Genomic DNA, 21,985 nt, shown 5'->3' on the forward strand with positions numbered 1-21,985 from the left:
TTTTTGAAGATGAATTGTAGATATTTCAAGAGATACTTTTATAGACAGTGTAAAAATCCAGCTTATCTTTTCCGAAGGTAGAGCTGGTTTTTTAATTTTGTTTTCTAGCATAATATCAATTAATAAAGAAAAGAGAGAATTTTAATGGAAATCATTATAGTGAAGGTGATTATCAAAGGTATTATCATCATGTTTATTTATTTGCCTCAGATTTCTGTCTATTAACCATATTATATATTGTTCCCTTGATACCCCAGTCATTTTAATAATGTTATTGATAGTATATTCTTTACTCTCATAAAGAGACATAATCACAATAATTTTCTCTTGAGTTATTTTTGGTTTTCCCATAATCTTCCTCTAGCTCTTGCAGATTCTATCCCTTTTTTCGTTCTTTCACTCAATAGATTTGCTTCAAGTTCTACAAAAGCATTCATCATGGTAAAAACATCTTCCCATTGCATCGTTGGTAATAATATTCATGTCTATAATTTCTAAACCTATTTCATGTTCCTCAAGGTGTTGGACTAGTTCTATTAATTGTTTCGTTGTACGTTCCAGCCGGTCTAATTTATTTATGACTAAAGTGTCTCATTCACGTAGATAGTCGAGACATTTATCCAGTTCTGTTCTTTTATATCTCCTTCCACTTACCTTTTCGGAAAATATTCGATTACAACCATGTCTATTTAAGACGTCAATTTGACTATTTAGGTTCTGATCTCTTGTACTGACCCTGGCATAACCAATTTTGCTCCTGATTTTTCCTCCTTATATTTCTCTTAGTGGGGGCTTATATATATTCTATCCTTTAATTTGCATTCACAAGCTTTGTATGTAGTACAAAAACTCAATACGTTTTTAAATTATTGTACAAAGATAATTATCCGGGTTCTTGGACCTGCAATATACAATGAAATCAACTATTTTTCATTCTTCCAATAAACGGTCGTTTATTGAACAACAAATGTATAGTTCTTATTTGCGAAAACTATTCTTCTGTCTCCAGCATCAAGAGAGTTGAGATGGCAATTCTATTGAAGGCATTAATTGCTATGATCTACATAATAAGTTGTGCAATTTCTTCCTCGTCGAAATACTGCTGTACTTGATTGTATATAGAATCTGGTACCTGTTCGTTACTTATCAATGTTACTGCTTCTGTCAATGCAAGGACTGATTTTTCATTGTCGGTAAAGAAGTTAGATTCTCTCCAGGCATTTAGAGCATAAATTCTTTGCTCGCTCTCCCCTTTTTTGCGAGCATCTTTAGTATTAATATCGATGCAATACGCACATCCATTAATCTGTGAAGCTCTAATTTTGATAAGTTTTTGCAAGGCACCTTCGATACGTGATCCTGAAACTACTCTGTCCATTCTAACTACGGTTGCGTACGCTTTAGGGCTTACCTCATTATGCGTATTAAAGTAAGATCACTTAAGTTCGAGCGTAATAACTTACCAAGAAATGCTCAATATACGCTCAGTCTGCTGTGAAACAGTGAACTCGTATTGATACAGCACCTTCCTAACTGTGAGATTTCTCACATATAGTATAATTTAGTTAGAAATCTAATAATGATAATGAGCAGGATGCATTTAGTAAAACTGATTGACCTTAAAGTTAGTATAAAACAACTATATGGTAAAATTTAATATAACCATTTAAGAATATGGAGGATGATGCGCTATTACTAACGAGTTCAATAAAGAGATTGACTATTTTTATGACACTTATATCAATTGTGAAAACAAAACGAGGCCACTGAAAATCTTAAGGTTTTCAGTGGCCTCTTATATTTATGGCAGCTTTTTTACAACGTAGTATATTCTATCATTTAATGTTCATGATCATGCTCCGTATTGCCATCCTTGCACATTACAGAATCTTTATGAGGATGATTTTCACTTTCCATCTGAATAGTTGCATGGCCAATATTCTCGTCTTCCAACTTTTGTTCAATTGTTCTCAACATTTCCTGGCTTTCCTGAATAGAAATGGTTCCATCCACTACTACGTGGCACGAAAGTGCATTTTGACCACTTGTAATACTCCATACATGTAAGTCATGCATGTTATTAACACCAGGAATGCGCTCTATGGTTCTAATCACTGCATCGATTTCAACATTTTTGGGTGTGCCTTCCATCAATACATGAATGGACTCTTTTGTCACACGCCACCCACTTATTAATACAAGCACTGCGACAATCACACTTGCCAACGGATCTGCCCAACCCCAGTTGAAGAAGATGATCATCAGAGCTGCAATAATGGCACCCACTGAACCAAGCAGATCGCCGACCACATGTAAAAATGCTGCCCGTATGTTCAAGTTTTCCTTCGTATCCCCGCCGCGCATGAGGAGCCATGCTACAAGGATATTTACCAGTAATCCGATAGTAGCGATGATCAACATACCAGTAGATGCCACTTCAGGTGGGTCCGTAAACCGTTGGTATGCCTCGTAAAAAATGTAAATGGCAATCAGTACCAGAGTAACTCCGTTAAATACTGCTGCCAGAATTTCAAACCGTTTATATCCATATGTTTTACTATAATCGGCAGCTTTTTCTCCAAGTATAAAAGCCAACAACCCAACACCTAGCGAAATTGAATCACTTAACATATGGCCCGCGTCAGCTAGTAAGGCGAGACTGTTGGTTAAAAAACCACCTATGGCTTCAATAACCATATATGTTGTGATGATGATAAAACTAATCAAAAGTATTTTTTTGTTTGCACCATGTGTATGGTCATGTTCCTGACCCATCCGATTACCTCCTAATTAACATTTGCAGATAAGTATATTTAATTGGATTCTATATATAGTCCTATCATACTTCTTTGGTCAATGATGACAGGCGTGATCAATCGTTTCTTTCAGCATGTTCATTACATGCGAATCATCATGGGAATAATATAGGGTGGTACCCTCTCTTCTATATTTGACCAAGCGTAAATTCTTCAAAAATCTTAGTTGGTGAGAAACAGTAGATTGTCTTAAATGTAAGTTTTCAGCAATATCATTTACGGAATATTCATTAAGAAAAAGTAAATTCAGTATTCTGATTCGCGTCGGGTCACTTAATGCTTTGAAAGTATGGGATACAACAAATAAAGTTTCTTCATCGAGATCTTTATTATTATCAACAGTTTCGTCTTCCTCAATGTCTTTTATGATTGGTCACCTCTTCCTGGTTATAATGATAACTTTCAATGCCAATATGCTTATATCAACATATACTCATATATTAAAAATGTTTGGCACTATTGTCAAGACCTCCTGAGTATTATAAAATTTGTCCTTCTAATTTATATACAATTGCATCTATCTTTTTCCTATCACTTCAATTGAAAATCAAGGCAATCATTGATAGATTATATTATACTGATTTGCAGAAAGGTTCATCTTATAAGAAAATTTTTAAATGGAAAAGAGATTTATTTATGGGGACATTAGAAAAATTCCAAACTTTTATTATACTATTCGCTGTTGGGTCAGGTCTTTTATTATACTATTCGCTGTTGGTTCAGGTCTTTTATTAGGACAATTAGACGTAATTGAACAATATGCAGAGACTCTGGTTGTTCCGTTCTTATTCTTAATGCTCTATGGATTGTTTTTGACGATTCCACTGCATCAACTAAAAAAGGCATTTTTAAATATCAGGTTCCTTGGATCCAGTACTATCATTAATTTTATATGGACACCAGTATTAGCCTGGGGTTTAGGGGCTATTTTCTTATCAAACCATCCGGCTTTATGGATTGGTTTCATTATGCTTATGGTGACACCTTGCACAGATTGGTATCTGGCATTTACAGGCATAGCAAAAGGAAATGTGTCCCTTTCAACATCCGTTCTACCGATTAATTTGATTTTACAAGTCTTACTTTTGCCTGTGTATCTACTACTATTTGCTGGAAGCATTGAAACGATACCCCTCTCGACGCTTATAGAGAGTATATTGATTGTACTGGTTATCCCTTTTGCACTTGCTCACCTTACGCGATTCCTATTGAGAAGAAAAGAAACAGTTTTAAACAACAAAGTCATACCCTTTTTTAGCAATGCTCAGATTTTCTTTTTATCATTAGCCATTATGGCAATGTTTGCTTCCCAAGGTTCATATTTACTTGCCAACTTGGAAGTCATTTATATTTTGATCATACCTATTCTGGTGTTTTTTGTTATCAACTATGTATTAGGCCGTCTGGTGGGAAGGGTCTTGAAGTTTTCCTATGAAGATTCGGTCAGCTTAAGTTTGACGATTATTGCACGGAATTCTCCGGTTGCTTTGGCTATAGCTGTTACAGCATTTCCTAATCAGCCACTCATTGCTTTGGCTTTGGTTATCGGACCTTCGATTGAATTGCCTGTACTTGCCATTGTGTCCCAAGTACTGCTTTTCACAAAAAAAGAGTGAAAAATGAAAGAGAATACCATATGACTTGGGTAACCTTTATTAAAAACGGCCATTTATTAAATATTTACAGGTGTCATTTATGACGATAAAATACATATATTTTAAGTGTTATTTTGCATAACAACGTTAAAACCCAGCTATCTTCTTGAAAAGATAAACTGGGTTTTTAACTATAGTACAAGTTACCGCCTAAATCAGTGCAAAATAAAATTGAAAGTGACACAGGTTGATTTTAATCTGAGCTAATCTCCCAATAAACGACTGGATACATCGTGTAATGTGTTCATTCTTCGTACTTAATTAGTACGCGAATAGCCCGGCAAAAGTCCGGGTTTCTAATAATATTTAAATAAGGTTCGAATATAAACTGGTATAATATTATGCAAAAGCGTAGGAGATGGTGGTGTGCAGAACTTCGAAACTCCGATAAAGAGCTTGGTTGATAGAAGAACAAGAATACGATTAGAATTATTTAAAGCTCGACTTAATGGAGATGATGTTTCTAAAGGTATTGATTTCAATATCCATAACTCCTTAAAGGATATGGCGAAAACTGCCAATAGAATGCAACGCATAGCGAATCAAGTGAATCTCGGTATGGCTCGGCAAATGAATATGTCTGTTACAAACGTTGTTCAAGATGCAGTGAGTAATGTTAATAGATCCAATGTCGAATTTATGCAAGCAATTAGTAAAGATATTACTAAAGGTCTCTATCAAAATGTCTTTTCTGATAGTGATCGATTTAGAACGATAGTCTTAAATTCAGCCCCTACTATTTCGATATTTGAAAATATAAATTTTAATCTGCTACATGAAATGCGATCTACAGCAAATAAAGCACAAGAAATTTTACGTACTATTAATTTAGATGTTAGTCGTACTTTTTACCAGTCGTTCAATAATCTATATAATGTTTCTGAAATGATGACAAGACCACTTTTTTATCGTTCTTCAATGTTAACTATTGATGATATTGAAGATGATGAAATTGATTTTGAGCAGCTAAAGAAATCATTGATACTATCAGCTGCACATGGAGTAGTTTATTTTCACATGTTTGTAATGGTGTACACAGCTGTAACAGATACTAACTTGTTTGCTCTTCTATACAGTGTATACGAAAACCCAATACAAAAAGCTTCAAAGAAATACATTGAAGATAACAAGAAGAGTGAAGAGGACTAATAACCTCCTCACTCTTTTATTCATTCTGGTTCCTCTTTGTCCTTGATATACTTCTAACCGTGTGAATAAAGATATATTATTTTCTTTAGCGAGACTGGTTACTGCATATACACTGTCCTTATTAAATATCACTTACTCTGAACTTATATTAAGGTATTTTTACTTTTGATATAAATAGGAGGTGTGAATATGGACTTAAAAAAGTGCTTAATGACCTAACACGTAAAGGTGTTCCTACTGAATGTCCCAAATGCGGCGTCGAAAAAACTTTCAATGAGACTCCAACGAATCTAGTGATGGATGGGCAACTCGGTACATTTAGTAGCGCCAGTATCGCTGCAATTTACTGTTCATCGTGGTCACCTAGATCTATTCATTAGAGAAGCATTAGGAAAATGATTGCATATTAAGTAAGTAATAAAGTGGACCCCACAGTCAAGACACGGATTTTATAAATTCAAGTACACTGTCTGTATGAACTGGGCATAGTGCAAGTTATCACCTAAATCAGTGCAAAATAACATCAAAAGTGATAAGCATACTGCCATTAGGGTGGTGTTTATAGTATGAATTGGGTAGACCCTAAATAGACAGTACAAGGCTATTGAGTTCCCTGGTTGTGACTTTTGGTTTTATTTTGCACCTATTTTAAGTGATATTTTGCATATCCAACTTTAAAAACCTAGCTACCCCTCACATGAAAAGATTAGCTGGGTTCCTTAATTATTTACATCCAAACATTTATAGAACTATTCTGTTCCGTCTAATAAAAAAGCGACTGCTCATGTTTTAGCAATCGCACCTGTTTGAGGAAGATTAATCATATAAGTTTAACCCGCACAACAAGATAATTTCGACACATCCCTACCAAAGGTCAAGGCTGCGAGTTTTAAACCTTCGGCCATGGTTAAATAGGGGGCAAAACTATCCGTAAGATCTTCAATGGTCAGGCCGAATTTCACCGCCAAGGTCGCCGTATAAATGACATCCCCGGCATTTTCACTGACGATATGAGCTCCGATCAACTTACGGGTTTGCGCATCAACAACAAGTTTATAAACCCCGGTTGTTTCGTGATTGACCAATGCCCTGGGAACAGCATCCAACGGCAGAATCGAAGTTTTCACGTCGTAACCCTTTACCTTGGCTTGTTGTTCGGTTAGGCCGACGGTCGCAATCGATGGATTCGTGAATGTTACCCCGGGGACAAAGCGAAGATCGATTTTCCGTTTGGCCACACCGAGTGCATTGTCCGCGATAACGCCCCCTTCATAAGCCGCAACATACACGAATTGTGGACCGAGTGTCACATCGCCTGCGGCATAAATGCGGACATTTGTCGTTTGTAAAAATTCGTTGGTCAATACTTCGCCTTTTTCACCTGTTTTCACGCCTGCTGTTTCTAGGTTTAAGGACTCTGTGTTTGGCTTTCTGCCTGTTGCGACCAACACTTGGTCGGCTGTGATGACTCGTTTCTCGCCGTTCACTTCAATCGTAACGCTTTTCGTATCGTCGTTTTGCTCGACTTTTTGATAGGTGACGCCAGTGATCAGATTGAGTCCCTTCTCCGTTAAGGCGTCATTAATAGCGTCAGAAATCTCTGGTTCGTACGTCTTAAACAAATGCTCACTTCTTTGCATAAGGGTCACTTCTGTTCCAAGATTGTGAAACATTTGGCCCAATTCCGCTGCAATATAACCGGAACCGATAACAGCGAGACGTTTCGGAACATCTTTCAATTCTAGTGCCGTCGTGCTTGTTAAAAAATCAATCTCACTCAATCCCGGAATGTCCGGAACCGCAGGATCTGCCCCCGTTGCAATTAAGAAACTTTGGGCTGTAATGTGTTCTCCGTTGACTTGTATCGTTTTTTCATCGACAAACGAGGCTTGACCACGAATGAGATCAAATCCGTATTCATCAATCAAGTCGATATATTTTTCTTGGCGCATTTGACCGACCAATTCATCTTTTTGCTCGGTCAATCCCGCAAGGTTCACAGCACCGGCACCTGTTTGTAAACCGTTAAATGGATGGTTCTGTGCCAGTCCATTGATGTCACCGGCACGAAGCATGGTTTTGGAAGGGACACATCCGATGTTGACACAAGTTCCCCCAACTGTGCCCCGTTCCACCATGGCCACCTTCGCGTCGTTTTCACTGGCTTTGATTGCGGCTGAAAAGGCCGCACCGCCGGAACCAATAATCAGAAGATCGTAATCGCCATCCCGATTGAAATCTACACTGTTTTCAGAGGTCTGGCTTTCTTCCTCTCCGGGTTGATAGCCGGCTGCCGAAATATTTTTCTTAGCCTTTTTGATCTGATCATCGCTGAGTTCAAAAATGGCCTCACCACGTTGGGAATCGGCCGAAACATCTTTAGCTCCAGCTTGTTCCAATGCTTCGGTTACATGTGCTTCACAACCTATGCATGTCATGCCTTGAATGGGTATTTTATATGAATTTTGAGTCATTTGAATCCCTCTTCCTATTTAAAGTTTGATAGACAGTTCTGTACATTTTTATCTTGTCTCATGCTTCCGATTCATGCTCTCTGGAGGCGTATAGCATTCCGTTTTATTTTTTGTTTTTCCGTTGCCTTCAAGAGAATTGTATTTGTTCTTCAAGAACTTGCTAAGAATCAGAGCAATCATAACAACGGCCAATGCTGCGAAAATGCCAGTCAACCACCAATTTCTTGTCGCACCAGCAAAGAGGGTACCAATCCCTGTACCTCCTAATGCAACAAGGAGAATCGGTCCTGCACAACAAAGTAAAGGAACCAATAATATACCGAAAAGGCCCACACACCCCAGCCGTTACCTAAGGAAATGCGTCTTTTCATCCAAATCTTCCCCTATTCATTTATCAGGCTCCCTCATTAACGTTTCAATAATGGGACAGGTATACATCGCCTTTTCATCTGGACACTTTTCTTTTAATTCCTCTAATAACCGTTGGATCCGCAACAAATCGTGCACTTTCCGCTCGATTTCTTTGGTTTTTTGAACGGTAAAGACGTACATATCTTTACATCTCTCCCCATCTTGATCAACTACACCAAACAACAGGTGGATTTCTTTTAGCGAGAAGTCCAATTCCTTCATTCGTTTAATAAACCGTATCCGATCTGCTGTTTCCTCTGAATATATTCGATACCCTGATTCGTTTCTGGGAGGTCCGGCTATCAATCCTTTCCGCTCGTAATACCGAACGGTTTCTTTATTCACATTACACGCTTTAGCCAATTCACTGATTTTCATCCCCATATTGTCACCTCAATAAAAGTATAAACTCTGTACCATAGTACACGGTCAAGTCATACATTATTTTTCTTTTATAGAATAATCTTATAAAACAGATCAGATAAAAAACCTTATTTATCAATTGTTCACATAAGTTTTTTAGAAGTTTAAGAATAAAGCTATCTGCTCTTCACGCCAAGAAGCCACATTCTTCCGTTGAAAAATGCGGCTGTCAAAAAAGTTATTTTCTTTTTGATTCTAAGATCATATAACAAGATTAGACGATAAAGTGGTTTATAAACATCTCACATTACGTAAACTTACACCATGTGGGCAATGTCCGAAGCTGCCGTTGGATAGGCAAATATCATTTGTTTCAATTCTTTGGTTGAAATTCCAAAACGAATGGCTGTTGCAAAATGGTTAATTAGTTCATCGGCTTCATTACTAATCAAATGAGCACCGACAACTTGATCACTATCTTCGTCAATTAGCACTTTAAACGCAGCAAACCCTTCATTTGTCCGTTTATACGTAAACCAATCGGAAATGTTTTTATGTTTTACTTTAATATTCCGGCCAGAATTTTTGGCTTCCTCTTCGCTCATACCTACCGACGCCATTTTCGGTACGGTGAATACAGCAGATGGAATCACGGAATATTCAATTTTTTTGCTGTTCCCTTTCAATAAATTAGATGCTACAACATGAGAATCTGCACTGGCTACAGGTGTGAGGGGCAAGCCATCCGTTGCTGCAGCATCTCCAGCTGCATAGACGTTCGGACTACTTACACTTTGCAAATACTCATTAACATGGACACCATGTTTCTTCCTTTTTATATTCCCTTTTTCAAGATTTATATCTAACGCTGGAACCCGTCCGGCTCCATGGATGACGATGTCTGCTTCCAACCGAATTATATCCTCTTTTTTTCGAGCGTGCACATGAAACTTTCCTTGGTCTTTTTCAATGGATTCAACGGAATGTTGAAGATGTACCTGAATGCCAATCTCTTTCGATTTTGCTAAAAGAATATCTACAAGGTCTACATCAAAGTTCTCCAAAGGTCTTTGACCTCGATGGATAATATGAACTTCTGAGCCAGCACGTGCTGCGATATGAGCAAATTCAAACGAAATATATCCCCCACCAACAAAGACGATTCTTTTTGGTAATTTATCCAACTCCAAAAATTCATCACTATAGGTAAGATGTTCTTCCCCTTGTATAGGCAAAGGGGTAGGCTTCGCACCGCTAGCAATCAAGAAATGCTTCCCTTCGAGTATTTCTTGATCTACTTCAAGTTGATCCTCACTAATGAAAGATGCTTTGCCATGATACGTATCGATTCCCTGATTATTCAATGCTTGTTCTTTTTTTTCCGGGACATCACCTGTAAAGGTTCGTTTAAAGCTCATAAGATCTTTCCAGTTGATGGAGACCTCTGATGGTACTCCGTTCCTAATCATTCGTTTATTCCAATCGATGAGATCGGCTGCCCCATGTAGAACTTTTTTTGGGTCACATCCACGCAGCGCACACGTGCCCCCAAATGGCCTGTCATCTACCATGGCTACACTCCAGTCGGCGTTATTACATTTTGCTGCTGTGATTGACCCCGCAGAACCTGTACCAATCACAATGAGATCGTATTTCTTTGTCATCATTATCCTCCTCATAGAAATCACTCTTTAATAAGTTTTCCTTGTTTTTGTCTAATGAAACCCTGTACTTCATCCACAGTTTGAAAAAATCCAGCGTCTTAACTAAACGGTGACTTCACTGTGTTTTTATCCCGCACAACATTGTTAAATATATAGCAAGACTTTCTTTTAAATCTTCTATGGTTAAGCAAATTAACGGCTAATGTCATCGTGTAAATCACATTTCATGCATTTTCGGATACAAGATGAGCCCCTAACACCTCAATATTTTTGTATCTGCCACTAACTCCATCCTTTTCATGCATTAAAAAATCGGCCCGTGTGTCAAATAAATAAGCAAGTAAACACCGGATAACAAGATGATAAATGCCACCAATGTCTGCATGATTGGCATGAATTTTCGGATTCATTTCTGGGCAAGTGTGCGCGACCCTAAAGGAAATATCGTAATGATAGTAATCGCTAACCTCATATCTATTGAGAAAAGCATAAAATTTATGACTATACTTTAGTATCTAGGCGTCTGTCATGGATTGGGAAACGACTATATAAGTTGAATTAAATATTTTACAGTACCATTAAGGTTCATAAAAGTACACTTTGACGAACACTATATAAGTGACCCTATATAAAGAGGAATCATCGTTCATAAACATATAAAAATAAATTACGAACGTCCTCCATTTTATATGTACTTTTAAGAACGAATAAATTATTTATCACAATAAAGTTCACTTACGATATCGTAATTTCTTTCAGTTTTATTTCAGAAAATTCTTTCTATGTCGCGAAAAACTTATACAAATTTATTATTATTCAAACATCTGCTTGAATAAAGAAAAACAAGATGATATACTATATTCAAAAAAATATTTGAATGACGGGGTGTATGTATGAATAAGAAAGAAACATGTGAAGTTTTTTGTTATGACGAAGAAAAGGTTAACCGGATGCAAGAGAATTTACAAACTGTCGATATTGCCGGTATATCACAGATGCTTAAGGCTATTGCCGATGTGAATAGGGCAAAAATCACCTATTCCTTATGCAAGGAAGAGGAATTATGCGTCTGTGACATCGCAAATATACTCGGTGTGACTGTAGCAAGTGCATCTCATCATTTACGCACGCTCTACAAAGAAGGCATCGTTAGATTCAGGAAAGAAGGGAAACTCGCGTTCTATTCTCTGGAAGATCAGCATATTAAAGAAATCATGACGATTGCATTAATACATAGGAAAGAAGTGATAACCAATGTCTGAAGGGATTGCAGAGCTGACTGAAGAAGAAAAAAAAGTTTACCGTGTTCAGGGGTTTTCCTGTGCGAACTGTGCAGGGAAATTTGAGCGCAATGTGAAGAAACTACCTGAAGTTCAAGATGCGAAGGTGAATTTTGGCGCATCAAAAATTTCTGTATATGGTTCTGCAACGGTTGAGGAACTGGAAGAAGCAGGAGCATTTGAAAATCTCAAAGTGGTGCCTGAGAAATCCCGGGAAGAAAGTGGACAAGACAAAAAAGAAAAGGAAGTAACCATTCCATTTTATAAAAAGCACAGCACTCTGCTCTATTCGCTACTGTTTATCGCTTTTGGCTTCATTTCAATGTTGGTGAATGGTGATGACAATATTCTTACACCATTGCTATTCATCACTTCCATGATTGTCGGAGGGGCTTCAATGCTGAAAACGGGTCTCCAGAATTTAGTCCGGTTTGAATTTGATATGCGAACCCTGATGACAGTCGCAGTGATTGGCGGTGTCATCATCGGAGAATGGGCCGAGGTCGCCATTGTTGTCATCTTGTTTGCCATCAGCGAAGCGTTGGAGCGTTTCTCGATGGATCGAGCAAGGCAATCCATCAGTTCATTGATGGATATTGCTCCTAAAGAGGCACTTGTCAGACGCAACGGACAGGAAATGACAGTGCACGTCAATGATATTGCTGTGGGCGATATCATGATTGTTAAGCCTGGACAGAAAATTGCTATGGACGGCGTAATTGTCAATGGCTACTCTGCAATCAACCAGGCAGCAATCACAGGTGAATCAGTGCCGGTTGAAAAATCGCTCGATGATGAAGTGTTTGCAGGGACGCTGAACGAAGAAGGCTTACTGGAAGTTAAAATCACTAAATTGGTTGAAGATACGACCATTGCCAAAATCATTCATCTGGTGGAAGAAGCACAGGGTGAGCGTGCCCCCGCCCAGGCATTCATTGATAAATTCGCAAAATATTATACACCCATCATTATGGGTGTCGCAGTGCTGGTTGCGATTGTACCGCCGTTATTTTTCGGTGCCAGTTGGTCTACTTGGGTATACCAGGGGTTAGCGGTCCTCGTTGTAGGTTGTCCATGCGCATTGGTGATTTCCACGCCGATAGCGATTGTTTCAGCAATCGGAAATGCTGCCAAGAAGGGAATCCTTATAAAAGGGGGGGTTTACCTCGAAGAAATGGGTGGATTAAAAGCCATTGCATTTGATAAGACCGGCACACTCACAAAAGGCGTCCCGGTTGTAACCGATTATCGTTTAATCGACAATGCAGTTGATGAAAAGGAAATGCTGGCAGTCATCACAGCATTGGAAGATTGTTCCCAGCATCCATTGGCATCCGCTATTATAAAGAAGGCAGACAGTTATAACCTTCCTTATTCTGATATCTTTGTCGAAGACTTTTCTTCCATTACAGGCAAAGGGATACGGGGTAAAATCAATAATGAAATGTATTATGTTGGCAGTCCGGCATTATTTGAAGAGATACAGGCAACTAATTTCAATGATGCAATTAAAAGTGATGTCAAAACACTTCAAGAACAAGGTAAGACCGTTATGGTTGCAGGAACGAAAAATACAGTTCAGGCAATTATTGCAGTCGCGGATGAAGTCCGCGAATCAAGTAAAGCGGTAATCCAGAAGCTGCATCAGGCAGGCATCGAAAAAACAGTCATGCTTACGGGGGATAATCATAGTACCGCCAGTGCGATTGGTTCACATGTCGGTGTCACAGATATTCAATCTGAATTACTCCCGCAGGATAAACTAGACGTAATTAAGCAACTAAAAACTGATTATCGTCATGTAGGCATGGTCGGTGATGGGGTCAATGATGCGCCAGCATTGGCAGCTTCCACCGTGGGTATCGCTATGGGTGGCGCCGGTACAGATACCGCTCTTGAAACAGCAGATGTCGCCTTAATGGGCGATGACCTGAAGAAACTGCCTTTTACCATCAAGCTCAGCCGCAAAACATTGAACATCATCAAAGCGAATATCGCTTTTGCTATTGGAATCAAACTGATTGCTCTATTGTTGGTCATCCCAGGATGGCTGACACTATGGATTGCGATTCTCTCGGACATGGGTGCCACTTTAGTGGTGGCCATGAATGGTTTGAGGCTTATGCGTGTGAAGGAAGATGAATTAAGCTTGGGTTCTTCCCAGATAAATAAAAGTACTGATGCTGAAAAATTGGAGTTGGAACTATGATTGTAACGGCATTTACAGCTGCTGCCGTTTATGTAGCGACAGGGATCGACTACCTCGTTATATTGATTCTTCTGTTTTCGCAAATCAAAAAGAGTAATCAAATAAAACATATTTGGATTGGACAATATATAGGGACAGTCATTATTATAGGCGCAAGTCTTCTGGTCGCATTGGGAGTAGCCAATTTTATTCCTCAACAATGGATGATCGGCCTGCTTGGATTGCTGCCACTTTACCTGGGTATAAAAATATGGATTCAAGGTGAAGAAGACGAAGATGAAGGCAACATTCTCTCCCTTTTCTCTTCAGGCAGATTCAATCAATTATTCATAACGGTCACTTTCATTGTACTGGCTTCCAGTGCGGATGATTTCGCTATCTATATACCGTACTTTACGACTTTAAATATGATGGAAATCATTATTGCCGTCATTGTTTTCATGATCATGGTTGGTGTTCTATGTCTAATCAGCTATCGATTGGCTTCCTTGAATTTTGTTTCAGATAAAATCGAAAAATATGAACGTTGGATCGTTCCAATCGTCTTTATAGGATTAGGAATTTATATCCTATTTGAAAATGGCACATTCAACGCTCTGTTCTCATTCCTATTTTAATAGAAAATTTTATAAGCCGATATCTCTCTTTTAATGTGAGATATCGGCTTAATTTTAGTGCAAAATATCACTTAAATAAGTGCAAAATAAAGTCAAAAGTCACACCAACCATATTTTATCTACTCTCAATATTCCAATTAACGGTCGTTTTTTAAACTTAATTTTACATGTAGTTTTTGTCATATTAAATACTCAATTTATGCACGAATTCTCGAAAATTATAATCTAGTCTAATACATAAAGGAATGACAAGTTCTTTATTAAAAGTAGAAAGAAGGGATTGTAAAGTATGAGAAAAAAGAACCTATTGATAAGCTTGTTTTCTCTGATGATGGTCATTGTTTTATCAGCTTGTACAAGCAATGACGGAGAAGCATCTGTAGAAGATACTAGCAATGAAAAGAATTTAAATGAAGAGATGAACATGAATGAGGACAATGAAAGTTCTATGGAAGAAAATATGAATGGCTCCTCCAGTTCAGGAGAAATGAATAATGGTTCCATGGGTATGGGTAATGACCATATGGATCATGATGATGTGGTAAGTCTAATTGATTCGACAGGAGAGAACGAACTGAGTATCCCACCTGTACTCAAAAGCGACAGCAACAAAGGAACTGAGTATACAATACGCGCGCAAAAAGGAGAAACAGAAATATTTGATGGCGTTCAAACAAAAACATATGGCTATAATGACTCGTTTCTAGGTCCCATGCTTCAATTTGAAAAAGGAGATACTGTGAAAATAAACTTAATCAATGAACTCAATGAAAATACCACTTTTCACTGGCATGGATTGGAAGTGCCAGGGAATGACGATGGTGGTCCACACAATGTATTGGAGCCAGGCGAAGAGAGTACTATTGAATTTGAAGTGACACAGGAAGCTGCCACATTGTGGTTCCATCCCCACCCGGAAGGAAAAACCTCTGAACAAGTGTACAACGGACTTGCTGGGTTAATTTATATCGAGGACCAAAATTCAAAAAATCTCGAATTACCAAGTGAATATGGAGAAAATGACATCCCTCTCGTTTTCCAGGACAAAGTATTTAATGATGAAAAACAACTGAATTACAAAGCCGTAGCAAATGAAGATGGCACAGTCGGGGATACATCATTAATTAACGGCACATTGAATCCAAAATTAACTGTAGATAAAGAAAAAGTAAGGCTTCGACTTTTAAATGGATCAAATGCAAGAAATTACACCTTTAAACTAAATACAGGGGATTCTTTTGTACAAGTCGCAACGGACGGCGGGTTTTTAAATGAACCGGTCTCAATGGAAGAAATCACACTCACGCCTTCAGAGCGGGCCGAAATAATCATTGATTTTTCTAAAGTCGATGGTAATGAAAATATAGCGTTAATGAATGAAGATGGTGCCACGCTCTTACCTTTTGAAATCACAGATCAAACAGGTAAGAACATGGATATACCTGATGAAATGAATGACTTTTCAGTTACGGAAGAAGAAAAGAACCTGCCAGTGACAAAAGAAATTGAACTTTTCGGCATGATGGATCAGGTAACGATAAACGGAAAAAAATTTGATCCTGAAAGAATTGATTTTACGCAGGAACAAGGTGTTACAGAAGTATGGGAAATCTATAATAAACCTGACATGATGGGCGGCATGATTCATCCGTTCCACATCCATGGTGCTCAGTTTAAGATCCTTTCCAGGAATGGAGAAGCACCACCTGAGAACGAAAGAGGCTGGAAAGATAGTTTTTCCGTTGCCCCGGATGAGACTGTAAAAATTGCCATTCAGTTTAAAAATAAAGGCATATATATGTTCCACTGTCACATACTTGAACATGAGGACAATGGGATGATGGGACAGGTTAAAGTAGAGTAAGCTCCAAAGCTTCAATCTAATAACAAAAAAGGAACTATTTCTTGATTTTTTCTAGACGAATTACAATATTGAGTAAGTTGGAGAAGGACAATCATCATTAAAATTATGTGCAGTTTCTATGGAGTTTTACCATATCGGTTTATATGCGAAATGGATGGGAATTCAATTAATGTAAGTGCATTCAATTCTATAGGAGGGATTTATAATGGCTCATGAACAACATCAACAACTGATTCAGACGTTACATGAATGTATGGAAGCCTGTAACCACTGTTACGATGCCTGTCTGAGGGAAGAAGACGTAAAAATGATGGCGGAGTGTATCCGATTGGATCGTGAATGTGCAGATATCTGTGCATTTTTAGAACAGGCTCTGACAAGAAATTCACCATTTTCTTCTGATCTGGCGGCAGTATGTGCCAAGGTCTGCGAAGCATGCGGCAACGAGTGTCAAAAACATGACCACGATCACTGCCAGAAATGTGCAGATGCGTGCTTCAAATGTGCAGAGGCTTGTAAAGAAATCGCCTAAGCACAACACTTAGAAAGAAGTGGTATGTCGGAACTTATTCTGGACATACCACTTCTTTTATTTCCGGTTAAGATTGTACCCAGCATTTTAACGAAAATATACATTAAGGTGTATTTGCATTATTAATTAAGAGCGCCCTTGATTTTGACAATACTTATAAGAGACGCCTTAGTTTAGACAAGGTTATAAAAAACAGTTGAGTTCGCTTAGAACCATCGTTGCAAGGAGGAGTAAACCGAATTCCCTTCAAAACAGTCATTAATGTATCTGTTAATTCATATAATAAAAAGAGCTTATCCATGCAGATTATCCATTTGAGATAGATAATCCAGTAAAGATAAGCTTTTTAATATCATCTGTTTTTATTCAACAGGTGACAATTCACTTTCTGTCACCCATTTATGATTTTCTACTTTTTCTCCAGTTGTTGTTGTGAAGTCAAGCATATATACAGTAGTGTCTTCAGCAGATTCTATCACAGCGGTTGCACCATCCATGCCTTTCATGTGATCCGCATCCAAGGTCACTTCAGTGCCGGGCTCCAGTGGTGCTTCTCCTGGACCTTCCAATTCTTCATGGATGACCCATTTATGATTCTCCACTGGGTCTCCACCAGTTGTAGGGTAATAAGTGACACTATAAGCAACAGTATCAAATGCGCCTGCAATTGTTGCTTCAGCGCCATACATACCTGGCATATGATCGGCTTTGATAATGGCTTGGCTACCCACTTCATAAGTTGGATCTTCTGCTTCCTGCAGACCGTCAGGGACTACACCAGTGCTGGACATCTGTTCAGCAAAAATGGATTGAATCGTTTCTTTCACTTCTAAAATACTGGTGCGTATATCATTAATTTCTGCTTCAGTCTCTTCAATGGATGCATCCTGGTTTTCCATTTTTTTGGTCACAGCATCCAAATGGTTGTCAGCGGCGTTTAAGCGATTCAGCAGAGATTCCAGCTTGTCCAGATACTCTTTATAGAGCTGTACTTCATCAACTGTTATAGGAGGGCCTTCGATAGATCCTTCGATTGCCTCCAGCTCAGATTGGATAGCGTCCGTTTTCTTCTCAACCTTATCCAGTCTCTTTTCAACCTTTGCTTCCCCCTGTGCTTGTCCATTGGCTTGGGGAGCTGCGTTGATGGAATCTGCCGAAACTTGTCCTGCTGAGAAACTGATTCCAGTAACGGTTGCGAGTGTGACGACTATTTTTGTAAATCTGTTATTCATTTTACATTCCTCCCTGGTATTTTTTCTAAGAGATATTTACCTTAAATGATACAAGCAATCCAATGCCTTCTAATCATTTTAAATTTCTATTGATTCACCTTCCTGAAAAAGCATCACCCCCTTTTGTAACTGTGATACTCTTCCCTTTTAGAAGAACACGCATGGCTCGAGATTAAAAATGCTTTAATGCGCATGCCCTTCTTCCCCATCATTACGGTGTTTAAGAAATACATACTCCCCTATGAAGATGATGATAATGAAAATGATGGAGACGACAACAATCAGCCAGTCATTCATCAGTTTGACCCACATAAAAGCTGCCAGTACAATTCCATCAAGTATGAATGCGGTCATGACAATGACTGGATTTGCATCCACCTTATCCCTCAGATGTTTAAATACACCCCAATGCACAATCATATCCATCACAAGATACAATATGGCCCCGACTGAGGCGATACGACTGAGGTCGAAAATGACGGCCAGTACCATCGCAAGTACAATTGTGTATACCAGCGTATGCTTTTGAATCCGTCCTGGCATGCCAAAGTGCTTATGTGGAATCAGCTTCATATCTGTCAGCATGGCAAGCATGCGTGACACCGCAAAGACACTGGCAATAATACCGGATACTGTTGCGATGATCGCAATGCCGACGGTAAACCATACAGCGTAGTTTCCAAATGCTGGCCTTGCGGCTTCTGCAAGCGAGTAGTCTCTGGCTGCAATGATTTCGTTTAACGGCAGATTGCTGGATACCGCCCATGCAACCAGCAGATACACAAAAAGACTGATGGAAATGGATGCGACAATCGCCCGGCCGATATTCTTATGGGGTTTAACGATTTCAGAGCCACTGTTAGTGATCGTCGTAAACCCTTTGAACGATAGGATGGTGAGTGCCACAGCTGCAATCATGCTGGTAATAGTTGCGTCTTCCGTACTTCCACTGCCCTCTGCGGGTGTAATGGAAAAACCGGCGACCCATAACCCGCCCATCGCAAAGACGACAAGTCCAATTATTTTAAGCAGGGACACAATCGAAGTAAACGTCTGAATGAAACTGTTGCCAGAAATATTAACCAGGAATGCAAAGAGCAAAAGACCAACAGCGAGCACAGGCACCAGGTAGCTGGTTGCATCCATATTGAAAATCTGTAATGTATAGGTGCCGAAAGTACGGGCCACCAGACTCTGGTTGATGACCATGGATACGGCCATCAGCATCGCTGCAGAAGCAGTGACGGTACCCTGACCATACGCTTTTGCCAAAAACATCCCGATGCCCCCTGCAGAGGGGTATTCATTGCTCATCTTGACGTAGGAATAGGCACTGAATCCAGTTACGATACCCCCGACGACAAACATGATCGGGAACCACATGCCGGCAAGCGCGGCAACCTGACCCAGCAATGCAAATATTCCGGCACTGATCATCACGCCTGTCCCAAGACCGATCGCACCCGTCAGAGATAAGCTGTCTTTTTTATATTCGTTCATTAGCATCACCTCAGAAATAATGGCCTCTAAGTATATGCCCATGATTTATGCAGTTAGTGTGCAGTTTTTAAAATATTACAAACTAATTTAGTAATGCACCCAAAAACCATACTTTTAAGCAATCGATAATATACAAACCTCACTTTTTAATCCACTTGTAACCCACGCCCCATACTGTGTGAAAATAATCATCGATGGGAAACCCCACTTCCCTGATTTTTTCCCGCATGTTTCTAACATGCGAATCCACAGTCCGGCCTTCAGTTTCCGAATGCATTCCCCACACCAGATCGATCAGTTGATCCCTGGAATATACCCGCCCCGGGTTCTGTATGAGCAATCCAATCAATGAGAATTCCTTGGGGGTCAACTTGATATACTGATTCTTATAGGACAGTTCGAATCGATCCTTGTCCCATAGCAGTCCATCCACCTCAACATGGTTGCCAGGTTTCGCTCTCCTTAATAATGCATCCATCCGTGCAATGAGTTCTTTTTCATTGAAGGGTTTTGTTATATAGTCATCCGCCCCCAATCTGAGGCCTTTGACGATATCCGTCTTCTGCTCCCGTGCAGTCACCATGATGATGGGCACATCCGAATGCTGACGGATTTCTCTGCATACGTCCCACCCATCCATGTCAGGCATCATGATATCGAGCAGTACAATATCGAATCTTTCTTCTTCGATGTATTGGAGCCCTTCTTTCGGCCCCAGCGCTTTTCTGCAGTCGTATTGGTAGGGTTCCAGATACAACGCCAGCAATTCCAGCATCCTCTCTTCATCATCAATCAACAATGCCTTTTTCATACGCATCCTCCTTCGGCAAAGATATGTTGAAAACCGTTCCTTCACCTAGTTCACTTTCGACTTCCATCCTGCCGTTGTGGAGTTCCACAATCTCTTTGGCGATTGTCAGCCCAAGACCGGATCCTCCCTTGGAACGGGACCTGGATTTTTCTGCACGATAGAGCCGCTCAAATATATACGGCATATCTTCTTCGGCAATGCCATCCCCCGTATCCGAAATAACCGTTAAGACCTCATGTTTAGTTTGAACCACTTCCAATCTGACATGATTTCCGCGCCGAGTGTATTTTATGGCGTTATCGAGTATGTTCAACAGCACCTGTTGGATTCTTTCCGGGTCAATGGAAATGACCACATTACTTGGACAGGAATATGAAAATTCTATCTCTCTTTCTTCAATTGCTGGATAAATCCGTTCCACGATCTTTTGAATTAGCGCATCAAATTCCACTTTTTCTTTTTTTATGGCAAATTCATTCTGGTCTATTTTGGCCAGTTCAAACAATGTTTTTATCAGTCCGGCCAGATGTTCTGTCTCCTCCTGGATGATCTTTGTATATCTGGCTCGATCTTCCTCGGATGTGGTCTCCCGATTGATGATATCTGTATATCCTTTCAAATAGGTCAGTGGTGTACGGAGTTCATGGGAGACATTCGACAGGAATTCATTTCTTTCATTTTTCAAACGCTTCAAATCGTTTGATAAGCGTGTGATAGCAGTTGCCAACTCTCCGAGTTCGTCTTTTCGACTGGTGGATAGTTCCACTTCATGGTTGCCTCTGCTCAACGCTTCTGTGGCCTTCTTCATTCTGACCAATGGCTGTGTAATGACTTTTGAAAGCACAATCACCGTGATGATGGTTAAAATGACAGTGACCAATCCGATGAATAAAAATTGCCGAGTGAGACTGCTGATGATTTCTTTGATATGGTTGCTGTCGACAAACATGAATACATGCCCACTATGTGTACCCTCCATGATAATCGGGCTGTCTGTCGCCACATATTTTTCATCCGCCCAATCCGACTCCAGTATGACGCCTTCATCTGGCACTTGGTCGTTATCTGTATGCTCGATTACCGCTGCCATTTTCGGCTCCATTGGGTTGGAGCTGGTAACCACTTCTCCATTCCGGTCTGTAATGACGACAATAAAATCAGATTCGGATTCCATGATGGCGACATGATTCAAGGTTGATGAGGTGTAATTTTCTTCCAGCACATCCCGATGGGTATTTCCACGGGCCAACAAGTCTCCCATCACTTCGTCGACACGATCATTGACCAGGTTTGTATATAATATGGAGAATAATATGATTTCAACAGTAATAACTACTACAAAAAATAACAACCCAATCTTCAAAGATAATTGATTTAGCATCACAGCCCCCTCTCTTCGACAATAATA

General features: G+C 39.5%; 16 protein-coding genes and 3 pseudogenes. 7 read left to right on the forward strand and 12 right to left on the reverse strand.

Going from position 1 to position 21,985, the window contains the following annotated elements; translation table 11 throughout:
• Positions 1 to 141: 141 nt before the first annotated feature.
• From WN59_RS13400 to WN59_RS13505, 4 genes and pseudogenes are all read right to left on the reverse strand, one after another.
• A pseudogene (locus tag WN59_RS13400) lies at positions 142 to 762 on the reverse strand (recombinase family protein).
• Between the two features lie 298 nt (positions 763 to 1,060).
• Positions 1,061 to 1,414 (reverse strand): annotated as a pseudogene (locus WN59_RS04595) (carboxymuconolactone decarboxylase family protein); the annotation flags it as partial.
• Positions 1,415 to 1,839: 425 nt separating this feature from the next.
• Positions 1,840 to 2,775 carry a cation diffusion facilitator family transporter gene (locus WN59_RS04600; RefSeq protein WP_046513371.1) on the reverse strand — a complete coding sequence of 312 codons (936 nt, stop codon included), beginning with the start codon at positions 2,773 to 2,775 and terminating at the stop codon, positions 1,840 to 1,842.
• Between the two features lie 78 nt (positions 2,776 to 2,853).
• On the reverse strand, positions 2,854 to 3,174 hold the full coding sequence (locus WN59_RS13505) for an ArsR/SmtB family transcription factor (RefSeq protein WP_082099166.1): 321 nt from the start codon (positions 3,172 to 3,174) through the stop codon (positions 2,854 to 2,856).
• Positions 3,175 to 3,433: 259 nt separating this feature from the next.
• Between WN59_RS13505 and WN59_RS04605 the strand changes: the two genes are divergently transcribed.
• Complete coding sequence (locus tag WN59_RS04605) at positions 3,434 to 4,432, forward strand: arsenic resistance protein (RefSeq protein WP_046513376.1); 999 nt, start codon at positions 3,434 to 3,436, stop codon at positions 4,430 to 4,432.
• A gap of 405 nt (positions 4,433 to 4,837) precedes the next feature.
• Positions 4,838 to 5,620: a hypothetical protein gene (locus tag WN59_RS04610; RefSeq protein ID WP_046513378.1), complete on the forward strand. Its 783-nt coding sequence runs from the start codon at positions 4,838 to 4,840 to the stop codon at positions 5,618 to 5,620.
• 830 nt (positions 5,621 to 6,450) lie between these two features.
• On the opposite strand, the gene merA is transcribed toward WN59_RS04610, so the two are convergent.
• The 4 genes and pseudogenes from merA to WN59_RS04625 all read right to left on the reverse strand — a co-directional run bounded on the left by merA (position 6,451) and on the right by WN59_RS04625 (position 10,532).
• Entirely contained in the window at positions 6,451 to 8,094 is a 1,644-nt protein-coding gene (merA, locus tag WN59_RS04615; RefSeq protein WP_046513380.1) for a mercury(II) reductase, read from the reverse strand.
• Between the two features lie 48 nt (positions 8,095 to 8,142).
• A pseudogene (locus WN59_RS13805) lies at positions 8,143 to 8,465 on the reverse strand (mercury transporter).
• A gap of 16 nt (positions 8,466 to 8,481) precedes the next feature.
• On the reverse strand, positions 8,482 to 8,889 hold the full coding sequence (gene merR / locus WN59_RS04620; protein ID WP_020006639.1) for an Hg(II)-responsive transcriptional regulator MerR: 408 nt from the start codon (positions 8,887 to 8,889) through the stop codon (positions 8,482 to 8,484).
• A gap of 296 nt (positions 8,890 to 9,185) precedes the next feature.
• A complete protein-coding gene (locus WN59_RS04625; protein WP_020006638.1) occupies positions 9,186 to 10,532 on the reverse strand; it encodes a dihydrolipoyl dehydrogenase family protein in 1,347 nt (448 codons plus the stop codon).
• A gap of 893 nt (positions 10,533 to 11,425) precedes the next feature.
• Here WN59_RS04625 and WN59_RS04630 point away from each other — a divergent pair.
• The 5 genes from WN59_RS04630 (at position 11,426) to WN59_RS04650 (ending at position 17,034) form a co-directional block, all read left to right on the forward strand.
• Positions 11,426 to 11,794 (forward strand): ArsR/SmtB family transcription factor, encoded by a 369-nt coding sequence (locus WN59_RS04630; protein ID WP_046513385.1) that lies wholly within the window; start codon positions 11,426 to 11,428, stop codon positions 11,792 to 11,794.
• Complete coding sequence (locus WN59_RS04635) at positions 11,787 to 14,021, forward strand: heavy metal translocating P-type ATPase (protein WP_046513388.1); 2,235 nt, start codon at positions 11,787 to 11,789, stop codon at positions 14,019 to 14,021. Before WN59_RS04630 ends, WN59_RS04635 begins: the two co-directional genes overlap by 8 nt.
• On the forward strand, positions 14,018 to 14,638 hold the full coding sequence (locus tag WN59_RS04640; RefSeq protein ID WP_046513390.1) for a CadD family cadmium resistance transporter: 621 nt from the start codon (positions 14,018 to 14,020) through the stop codon (positions 14,636 to 14,638). The genes WN59_RS04635 and WN59_RS04640 overlap by 4 nt, the downstream gene beginning before the upstream one ends.
• 289 nt (positions 14,639 to 14,927) lie before the next feature.
• Positions 14,928 to 16,502: a multicopper oxidase family protein gene (locus WN59_RS04645; protein ID WP_052747272.1), complete on the forward strand. Its 1,575-nt coding sequence runs from the start codon at positions 14,928 to 14,930 to the stop codon at positions 16,500 to 16,502.
• Between the two features lie 205 nt (positions 16,503 to 16,707).
• The gene (locus WN59_RS04650) at positions 16,708 to 17,034 is read left to right on the forward strand and encodes a four-helix bundle copper-binding protein (protein ID WP_020006663.1); all 327 of its coding nucleotides are present in this window, start codon (positions 16,708 to 16,710) and stop codon (positions 17,032 to 17,034) included.
• 362 nt (positions 17,035 to 17,396) lie between these two features.
• Here the strand turns inward: WN59_RS04650 and WN59_RS13945 are convergent, their stop codons facing one another.
• From WN59_RS13945 to WN59_RS04670, 4 genes are all read right to left on the reverse strand, one after another.
• Positions 17,397 to 17,933 (reverse strand): YdhK family protein, encoded by a 537-nt coding sequence (locus WN59_RS13945; protein WP_046514319.1) that lies wholly within the window; start codon positions 17,931 to 17,933, stop codon positions 17,397 to 17,399.
• Positions 17,934 to 18,449: 516 nt separating this feature from the next.
• Positions 18,450 to 19,766 carry an APC family permease gene (locus WN59_RS04660; protein WP_046513395.1) on the reverse strand — a complete coding sequence of 439 codons (1,317 nt, stop codon included), beginning with the start codon at positions 19,764 to 19,766 and terminating at the stop codon, positions 18,450 to 18,452.
• A gap of 139 nt (positions 19,767 to 19,905) precedes the next feature.
• A complete protein-coding gene (locus WN59_RS04665; RefSeq protein ID WP_046513399.1) occupies positions 19,906 to 20,577 on the reverse strand; it encodes a response regulator transcription factor in 672 nt (223 codons plus the stop codon).
• Positions 20,555 to 21,958, reverse strand: coding sequence for a sensor histidine kinase (locus tag WN59_RS04670; protein WP_046513403.1), 1,404 nt, complete (start codon positions 21,956 to 21,958; stop codon positions 20,555 to 20,557). The genes WN59_RS04665 and WN59_RS04670 overlap by 23 nt, the downstream gene beginning before the upstream one ends.
• Positions 21,959 to 21,985: the final 27 nt, after the last annotated feature.

This window comes from Salinicoccus sediminis (assembly GCF_000986795.1).
Lineage (GTDB): Bacteria > Bacillota > Bacilli > Staphylococcales > Salinicoccaceae > Salinicoccus > Salinicoccus sediminis.

What these genes read in the sequence shown, in the direction of transcription:
- WN59_RS04600 (WP_046513371.1), bottom strand. Translation starts at nt 2,775, where the DNA reads ATGGGTCAGGAACATGACCATACACATGGTGCAAACAAAAAAATACTT.
- WN59_RS04605 (WP_046513376.1), top strand. Translation starts at nt 3,434, where the DNA reads ATGGAAAAGAGATTTATTTATGGGGACATTAGAAAAATTCCAAACTTT.
- merA (WP_046513380.1), bottom strand. Translation starts at nt 8,094, where the DNA reads ATGACTCAAAATTCATATAAAATACCCATTCAAGGCATGACATGCATA.
- merR (WP_020006639.1), bottom strand. Translation starts at nt 8,889, where the DNA reads ATGGGGATGAAAATCAGTGAATTGGCTAAAGCGTGTAATGTGAATAAA.
- WN59_RS04625 (WP_020006638.1), bottom strand. Translation starts at nt 10,532, where the DNA reads ATGACAAAGAAATACGATCTCATTGTGATTGGTACAGGTTCTGCGGGG.
- WN59_RS04630 (WP_046513385.1), top strand. Translation starts at nt 11,426, where the DNA reads ATGAATAAGAAAGAAACATGTGAAGTTTTTTGTTATGACGAAGAAAAG.
- WN59_RS04635 (WP_046513388.1), top strand. Translation starts at nt 11,787, where the DNA reads ATGTCTGAAGGGATTGCAGAGCTGACTGAAGAAGAAAAAAAAGTTTAC.
- WN59_RS04640 (WP_046513390.1), top strand. Translation starts at nt 14,018, where the DNA reads ATGATTGTAACGGCATTTACAGCTGCTGCCGTTTATGTAGCGACAGGG.
- WN59_RS04645 (WP_052747272.1), top strand. Translation starts at nt 14,928, where the DNA reads ATGAGAAAAAAGAACCTATTGATAAGCTTGTTTTCTCTGATGATGGTC.
- WN59_RS04650 (WP_020006663.1), top strand. Translation starts at nt 16,708, where the DNA reads ATGGCTCATGAACAACATCAACAACTGATTCAGACGTTACATGAATGT.
- WN59_RS13945 (WP_046514319.1), bottom strand. Translation starts at nt 17,933, where the DNA reads ATGGAAAACCAGGATGCATCCATTGAAGAGACTGAAGCAGAAATTAAT.
- WN59_RS04660 (WP_046513395.1), bottom strand. Translation starts at nt 19,766, where the DNA reads ATGAACGAATATAAAAAAGACAGCTTATCTCTGACGGGTGCGATCGGT.
- WN59_RS04665 (WP_046513399.1), bottom strand. Translation starts at nt 20,577, where the DNA reads ATGAAAAAGGCATTGTTGATTGATGATGAAGAGAGGATGCTGGAATTG.
- WN59_RS04670 (WP_046513403.1), bottom strand. Translation starts at nt 21,958, where the DNA reads ATGCTAAATCAATTATCTTTGAAGATTGGGTTGTTATTTTTTGTAGTA.